The organism is Segeticoccus rhizosphaerae (assembly GCF_009192725.1).
GTDB lineage: Bacteria > Actinomycetota > Actinomycetes > Actinomycetales > Dermatophilaceae > Segeticoccus > Segeticoccus rhizosphaerae.
On record NZ_VOHR01000193.1, the window covers coordinates 1 to 7,433 of the forward strand.

At 70.0% G+C, this 7,433-nt stretch carries 7 protein-coding genes; 1 reads left to right on the forward strand and 6 read right to left on the reverse strand.

Annotated features, from left to right (window positions below):
- Positions 1–26: 26 nt before the first annotated feature.
- The 5 genes from FRW57_RS14405 to FRW57_RS14425 all read right to left on the reverse strand — a co-directional run bounded on the left by FRW57_RS14405 (position 27) and on the right by FRW57_RS14425 (position 5,507).
- Positions 27–1,436: an MFS transporter gene (locus FRW57_RS14405; RefSeq protein WP_137122683.1), complete on the reverse strand. Its 1,410-nt coding sequence runs from the start codon at positions 1,434–1,436 to the stop codon at positions 27–29.
- 381 nt (positions 1,437–1,817) lie between these two features.
- Positions 1,818–2,630, reverse strand: a complete 813-nt coding sequence (locus FRW57_RS14410) for an HAD family hydrolase (protein WP_274381617.1) — start codon at positions 2,628–2,630, stop codon at positions 1,818–1,820.
- Between the two features lie 122 nt (positions 2,631–2,752).
- Positions 2,753–3,139 (reverse strand): hypothetical protein, encoded by a 387-nt coding sequence (locus FRW57_RS14415; RefSeq protein WP_137122684.1) that lies wholly within the window; start codon positions 3,137–3,139, stop codon positions 2,753–2,755.
- 383 nt (positions 3,140–3,522) lie between these two features.
- Positions 3,523–4,800, reverse strand: a complete 1,278-nt coding sequence (gene serS, locus FRW57_RS14420; RefSeq protein ID WP_137122685.1) for a serine--tRNA ligase — start codon at positions 4,798–4,800, stop codon at positions 3,523–3,525.
- Positions 4,801–4,943: 143 nt separating this feature from the next.
- Entirely contained in the window at positions 4,944–5,507 is a 564-nt protein-coding gene (locus FRW57_RS14425; RefSeq protein ID WP_152186316.1) for a DinB family protein, read from the reverse strand.
- Positions 5,508–5,548: 41 nt separating this feature from the next.
- Here FRW57_RS14425 and FRW57_RS14430 point away from each other — a divergent pair, with 41 nt between their 5' ends.
- A complete protein-coding gene (locus FRW57_RS14430; protein ID WP_152186317.1) occupies positions 5,549–6,667 on the forward strand; it encodes a diacylglycerol/lipid kinase family protein in 1,119 nt (372 codons plus the stop codon).
- Positions 6,668–6,797: 130 nt separating this feature from the next.
- Here FRW57_RS14430 and FRW57_RS14435 read toward each other — a convergent pair.
- The coding region (locus tag FRW57_RS14435; protein ID WP_152186318.1) for a prephenate dehydratase at positions 6,798–7,433 on the reverse strand (636 nt) is incomplete at its 5' end.

Below are 7,433 nucleotides of genomic sequence, written 5' to 3' on the forward strand. Positions count from 1 at the left end.
CCCGGTGTCATCTCCCGGCCGCTCGGCTACAGCATGGGGTCGGGCTGGGGGCGCCGGGACGGTCCGCCCGGACGCCTGCCGGCGGGCCGGGAGATGACACCGGGCGTGCCTGTGCCGCGCAGCGACGCGCCCTTGGTCTCGACCACGAAGTAGAGCGCGATCATGCCGATCACCATCGCGCCCATCATGTAGAACGCCGGAAACAGGTTGTTGCCGGTGACCTTGATGAAGTGCTCGTTGACGGCGAGCGCGGTGCCCCCGAAGGCAGCGGTGGCGACGTTGTAGGAGATCGCCATCCCGGAGTAGCGCACCTGCGTCGGGAACATCGCCGGGAAGGTTGCCGAGATGGTCCCGAGCTGGAGCAGGTAGACCAGTCCCATCACGGTGAATCCGATGACCGCCCACACGAAACCCTTGCTCATCAACCAGAACATCGGCGCGGCCAGGATGAACAGCCCGACGAGCGAGATCCACCAGCACGGCTTGCGTCCTATCCGGTCGGACAGGGATCCGGCGACCGGGATCACCGCCATCATGCAGACCTGGCCGATGATGACCAGCAGGTCGGTGCTGGAGGACGACATGTCGAGGGTCTCTTGCAGATAGGTCGGCATGTAGGCCAAGAGGGTGTAGTTGGCGATGTTCAACGCGATCACCAACCCGAACAGCTGCAGGATCGGCCGCCAGTGGTTGACGAACAGGTCCTTGAGCGCCGTCGTGGCGCCGCTCTCGGACTCGCCCTCCGACTCGAGCTCCTGGAAGACGGGGGTGTCCTCCATCTTCAGCCGCAGGTAGAGGCCGATGCCACCGAGCGGCAGGGACAGCAGGAAGGGGATGCGCCAGCCCCAGTCGTGCATGGCCTGGTCACCGACGATCTGGTTGACGACGAAGACCACGACAACGGCAGCGGTGAAGCCGCCGAGGGTGCCGAACTCGAGGAAGCTGCCCCAGAAACCGCGCTTCTTGTCAGGCGAGTACTCCGCCATGAACGTGGCGGCCCCGCCGTATTCACCACCGGTCGAGAAGCCTTGCACCACACGCAGGATGATCAGCAGGATCGGCGCGAGGATGCCAACGCTGTCGTAGGTGGGCAGGCAGCCGACCAGGAAGGTGGCCACGCACATCAGCAGGATGGTCGTGGCGAGAATCGTCGACCGTCCCAGTCGGTCGCCCAACGGGCCCCAGACGATGCCGCCCAGAGGACGAAGGACGAAGGAGACGGCGAAGACGAGCAGTGCTCCGAGTGTGGAGTAGTCGCCGGGGAAGAACGCGTCGCCGATCTCGGTGGCCACGTAGGCGTAGACGCCGTAGTCGAACCACTCGGTCGCGTTGCCGAGCGCGGAGGCCGCGACCGCCTTGCGCAGGACGTCAGGTGGCGCGACCTTCTCTCCCGGTTCTGATTCGGGTGGATTCGCGTTCGTCGGTGTGGATCCCATGGTCTGGTCCTCCTAGACGCAGACCGGGCCACGGGCGAGAGAACTCGTGCCCGGTCGCTGCTGAGTTGGCCGGATGGTTCGGTCGGACGGGTTGCGGTGCGGGCGGGTTGCGGTACGTGAGTGACTTCGGGACCACCCCACGCGCCGGGGCGCGATCCTCCTCGATTGTCATTTTGTCGACAATCAGGGTAGCGGGCGCCGCTCCGGGTGCCTAGCCCCTGAACGGGACGTGCCCGTCCGTCCCGGGTCGCCGGTCCGGCGGGGACCAGGGGTGCTCCCGGGGCCCTGACCCGGTGTGGAGCGACCCACGACGCTATTGGGTTGAGGCTGCTGCGTCAAACTGCTGCGGGGCGCTGCGGCGGTGGAGCGTTCACAACAGATTCACCACAGAAGGGAGCGCAGCACCGGCACGAGCCCGTCATCGTCGACGTCCGACGTGACCTCGTCGGCCGCCTGCTTCACCTCGTCCGGCGCCTGACCCATGGCCACGCCTCGGGCCGCCCAGCGCAGCATCTCCAGGTCGTTGCGCTGGTCGCCGACGGCCACCGTGAGGGACGGCTCGACCCCGATCCGACGTCGGACCTGCTCGAGCGCGGACCCCTTGGAGACGCCTTCGGGATTGATGTCGAGCCACGCGGTGAAGCCCACCGCATAGTTGACACCGTGCAGCCCGATCCGCTCGACCAGGTCCATGAAGTCCTCGGACGTGCCGGTCGGGCTGCGAAACGTGACACGCGTCGCCGGGTGGGAGACGAGCTCCTCCCAGGGGACGACGCGCAGGGCACCCATCAGTTCCCCGTCGGGAAACGGTGCGCTCACCTTGAACCCGACGCCCACCTCCTCCACCGCGACCACGGCGTCCGGCCACGAGTCCCGCAGCAGGTTCAGGGCGGGTGCCGGATCGAACGTGACCGTCTCGAGCTGTTCGTAGCCACCGGGCGCGGACGGGTCGATGGCGATGGTGATGGCGCCGTTGGAGCAGACGGCGAATCCGGTTGTCAGCTTGAGTTCTTCGAGAATCGGCAGGGTGGCGAGCACCGAACGGCCCGTCGCGATGACCACGTGGTGGCCCTCGCTTGCGACCGCCTGCACCGCATCCTTCACCGCCGGCGACATGGTGCCGTCGTGGTGGATGGTCGTGCCGTCGACGTCGAGGGCGACCAGGACCGGATCGGAGCCGTTGCGCGCAGTCACGGATGCACCCTATGCGGTCGCGCCGCAGCCCAGATGAGCACACTTGCCAACGAACTGCACACCTCTACCTGTGCGGTTCGTCGCCAAGTGTGTTGCTCGTGGGCGGAGGGCGTGACCGGAGCTCACAGCCACCCTCGCCTCGGCGTGGGCACCAGCCCTAACTGACGCAGTATGCCGAGCAGCCACCTCCCGTCCCAGACGTCGGCCCCCACCCACCTCGCCACCAGCGCCCCGGTGCGGCGTAGACGGTCCTCGCGTCGCTTCTCCCGCCACAAGGTCTCGGCAGCCTCTTCCGCGGAGTCGCAACACAGCCGGCCATACTTGACCCTGCCGTCGAACTCGCCCAGCAATCGCTGCTCCTCCCACCCGAAATCGCACCGTCCGGCGAGGCCGTCCACATCACGGACCTCGACCTGCAGCTCCGGCCTCAGCAGCCGGAGCTCAAACATCCGCACGCGGCTGAGCGACTCACCGGGCGACTCGGCTCGTCCGTCGGCCAGCTCACTCACCAGGTGGGCCCTCGACCGACCACGCGACCGCACTGGCAGCTTCGCCACCTCTCGTGACCCCGCCAGCCAGTGGCACCGTGCGGCTCAGGTCGCGTCGATCCGCTGGCCCCCGAGCTGATCACGTCAACCCGCCACGGTTGGGCGCCGAGGACGGGCAGCTTCCACACGGCGGCCGCGCTGCGGTGGGAGAAGTGCAGGTCGTCCCCGGACACGAGGGCCGTGGCGTGGACCAATGCGGCATGACGCTCCGCTGGGGTGAGTGTGGTCCACTCCGACGCCGGGTAGAACACGCCCCGACGAGTCGCACACCTCGCGGCGAGCGGCACACGTTTACCTGTGCGGTTCGCCGCCACGTGTGCTGCTCGCGGGACGCCCGGCCCGGGTCAGGCTGGGCGCAGGACGTCCAGACCGACGTAGGGCCGCAACGCCTCGGGCACCACCACGGAACCGTCGGCCTGCTGGTGGTTCTCCAGGATCGCCACGATCCAGCGGGTCGTGCCGAGCGTGCCGTTGAGGGTCGCCACGTGGCGGGTCGTGCCCTTCTCCGAGTTCGGGTCACGCTCGCGGATACCGAGCCGGCGCGCCTGATAGGTGGTGCAGTTCGAGGTCGAGGTCAGCTCGCGGTAGCGGCCCTGCGTCGGCACCCAGGCCTCGCAGTCGAACTTGCGCGCCGGCGGACCGCCGAGGTCGCCCGCCGCCGTGTCGATGATCCGGTAGGGCACCTCGATCTTGGCGAGCATCTCGCGCTCCCAGCCCAGCAGCCGCTGGTGCTCGTCGGCCGCGTCCTCGGGCCGGCAGTAGGAGAACATCTCGACCTTCTGGAACTGGTGCACCCGGATGATGCCGCGGGTGTCCTTGCCGTAGGACCCGGCCTCGCGGCGGTAGCAAGCCGACCACCCGGCATACCGCTTCGGACCGTCCGAGAGGTCGAGGATCTCGTCGGCGTGGTAGCCGGCGAGCGCCACCTCGGAGGTGCCGGTGAGGTAGAGGTCGTCGTCGTCGAGCCGGTAGACCTCGTCGGCGTGGGCGTCGAGGAACCCCGCGCCATGCATGACGTCGCTCTTGACCAGGGTCGGTGTGATCATGGGCGTGAAGCCGTGCTCGATCGCCTGCGCAATCGCGAGGTTGAGGATCGCGAGCTCCAGCCGGGCCCCGACACCGGTGAGGAAGTAGAACCGCGCGCCGCTGACCTTGGCACCGCGCTCCATGTCGATCGCCCCGAGCAGCTCACCGAGCTCGAGGTGGTCGCGCGGCTCGAAGCCCTCCGCCGCGAAATCGCGTGGCGCACCCACCGTCTCGAGCACCGCGTAATCGTCCTCGCCACCGCTCGGGATGCCCTCCTCGATGACGTTGGGCAGGCGGCGGACGAGCGCGTCGAGGTCCTCCGAAGCGGTGTCGGCCGAGGCCTGCAGCTGCTTGACCTTGTCGGAGGTGGCCTTGGCCTGCGCGACGAGCGCCGCCTTCTCCTCACCCTTGGCCGCGGCGACCTGCTTGCCGAACGACTTCTGCTCGGCCCGCAACCGCTCGAACTCGGTCAGGGACGACCGGCGCGCCTCGTCGGCAGCGAGGATCGCGTCGACGATCCCCTCGTCCTCACCGCGGGCGCGCTGCGACGCACGCACCCGCTCCGGGTCCTCACGCACGAGTCGTATGTCGATCACGCGCCCGAGCCTATCGGCGCACCCCCGCACGCCTCACCCCAGTTGTCCGGCGGTGGAGTTGCCGGGAGGTGCGTAGTTGCTGGGAAAGGGCGTCACCGACGACGCCATACCCCAGCAACTATGGGAGGGGGAGGTGAGGGGCGTCAGCGGGGCGTCGCGCCGACGTCGACCAGGTGGTGCTCGAGGTCGTGCAGACAGTAGGCGCCGAGCGTCTCGACGGTGAAGGCCGAGCCGTCGCTGCGGCGACCCGGGCGGTCCCACGCGGAGTCGGGGACGGAGTCGAAGGCACCGGCGAGCACTGCCGCTCCCTCGGCATACGCTTCCGCGACCTGGCCGGCGTCCTCTCGCCAGTAGCGGCCCTCCACGGCGGCGGCGTCCTGGTCCCACGACGGCAGCGACGGGTCGTCCTCGCGCAGCATGACGTCGAGCCGCCCGGTGAAGACGTGGGTGACGTCGCGGACGTGGCAGGCGTACTCGAGCGGCGACCAGGTCGTGGGGGCCGGCCGGTCGTGCAGGGCCCCGCCGGATCGGGTCAGCACCGCCTGCCAACGCGGGATGGTGTCGCGGATCCGGCCGGGCAGCTCGCGGCGCTGGAGGCGCGCGGGGTCGAAGCCGCACTCGGCGCAGGACTCCCGGACCACCACGGTCCAGTCCTTCGGGTCGGGCACCGTGGCCGGAGGCTCCGGACGGTCATCGGGAGCGGTCATGTGCGTCATTCTCTCCCCCTACGGTCGGGTAACGTGCGCTTGTGCTCAAAGACTCTGCGGGCCCGGTGGCCCTCGGCGTCGTCGCGGTGCTGCTGCTGGTGGTGGCCTGGGTCGTGCTCGCCTGGCAGGGTCGGTCGGCAGGCTCCGACGAGGCTGCCGGTGGGCGACGACGCCTGCGCCGTCGCCGGCCCTCTCGCGACCACTTCCGCGACGGCAGCGACGGCTCCGCTGACCGCGAGACGCCCACCAAGCGCGCCGCGATCATCGTGAACCCGACGAAGTTCAACGATCCCTCGGTGCCGCGCGACCGCATCGGCCGCGCGTGCCGCGAGGCAGGCTGGGGCGAACCGCTCTGGCTCGAGACCACCGTCGACGACCACGGGACCGGGCAGGCCAGGGCGGCACTGGCGGAGGACGTGGACCTGGTGTGTGCCCTCGGTGGAGACGGCACGGTGCGTGCCGTGGCGATCGGGCTGCTCGACTCGCACACCCCCATGGGCATCCTTCCCGCCGGCACCGGCAACCTGCTCGCCCGCAACCTCTCCCTCCCCCATGACCTGCGCGAGGCGGCACTCGTCGCACTGGGCGGGCGCAACAAGCGGATCGACGTGGGCCGGATCCAGATCGTCCCCGCCGAGGAGCACCAGGCTCCGGAGGAGCACATCTTCATGGTGATGGCCGGGATCGGTTTCGACGCCGTCGTGGTCAGCGACGCACCGGAGAAGCTCAAGGCCAGGGTGGGCTGGCTGGCCTACGGGGTGTCCGGGCTGAAGAACCTGCCCGGGTCGAGCTTCAGGGCGCGTGCCAGCTTCGGCGGTGAGGAGCCGATCAGTCGCCGCGTCCAGTCGGTGCTGGTCGGCAACTGCGGCAAGCTCACGGGGGGACTCGTGCTCATGCCGGACGCCGAGGTCGACGACGGCGAGCTCGACTCGGTGGTGCTGTCGCCCCAGGGCGTGGTCGGGTGGGTCGCCGTGGCCGGTCGGGTGGTCACCCGGCGCCGGGCCGGGCACGAACGGGTGGAGCACCACCGGTCGGTCGACGTCCGGGTGCAGACGGACCGGATGGTCGAGGTCCAGCTCGACGGTGACCCGGTCGGGCAGGCGCGGGAGATCATCGCCTGGGCCGACCCCCTGGCCCTGACGGTGCGCGTCCCCTCCTGAGCCGGCCACCCGGCATACCGGCTCGTTCGCGGGCCCCTCTGCTCGTCTCGGACGGCGTGTCGGACGCCGCGGACCGGCCTGAACCGCGCAAAGCGGCCTGGGCCGAGCACGGCTCGAGCCGAGCCGAGGGTCAGGGAAGCGGCCGCCGGAGCATGCCGAGCCAGTCCCTCGCCTCGATGAAGGCGTCGTCGGTCGTGTCCGCCGCCACCGTCGCCGGTGCCAGGTCGGCGCGCCCGTAGGACCCGAGGAAGCGCACCTGCGCGCAGACCCGCCGCAGGCCCATCAGCGCCTCACCGACGCGTTCGTCGGCGACGTGTCCCTCGCAGTCGATCGAGAAGCAGTAGTCACCGAGGCGCTCGCCGGTCGGCCGCGACTCGATCCGGCTGAGGTTGATCCCGCGCGTCGCGAACTGCTCGAGGAAGGACAGCAACCCACCCGGGTGGTCCTCGCGCTGGAACAGCACGACCGTCGTCTTGTCGGCGCCGGTCGGCTCGGGCACGACCCCCGCCCGGCTGACCAGCACGAACCGCGTCACCGCGCCCGTCCGATCCTCGATGCCGTCGGCGAGGACGGTCAGGCCCTGGTTCGAGGCCGCCACCGGTGCACAGACCGCCGCGTCGTATGCCGTCCGCTCACCACTGCCTACGACCGCACCCTCCGCACCGGTGGCCGACGGCTCCTGCGGCGCACCGGAGAGCGCGGCCGCGGCGGCAGCGGTCGACCCCGAGGGCACGTACAACGCGTCCGGCAGGTGCTGCGCGACCCA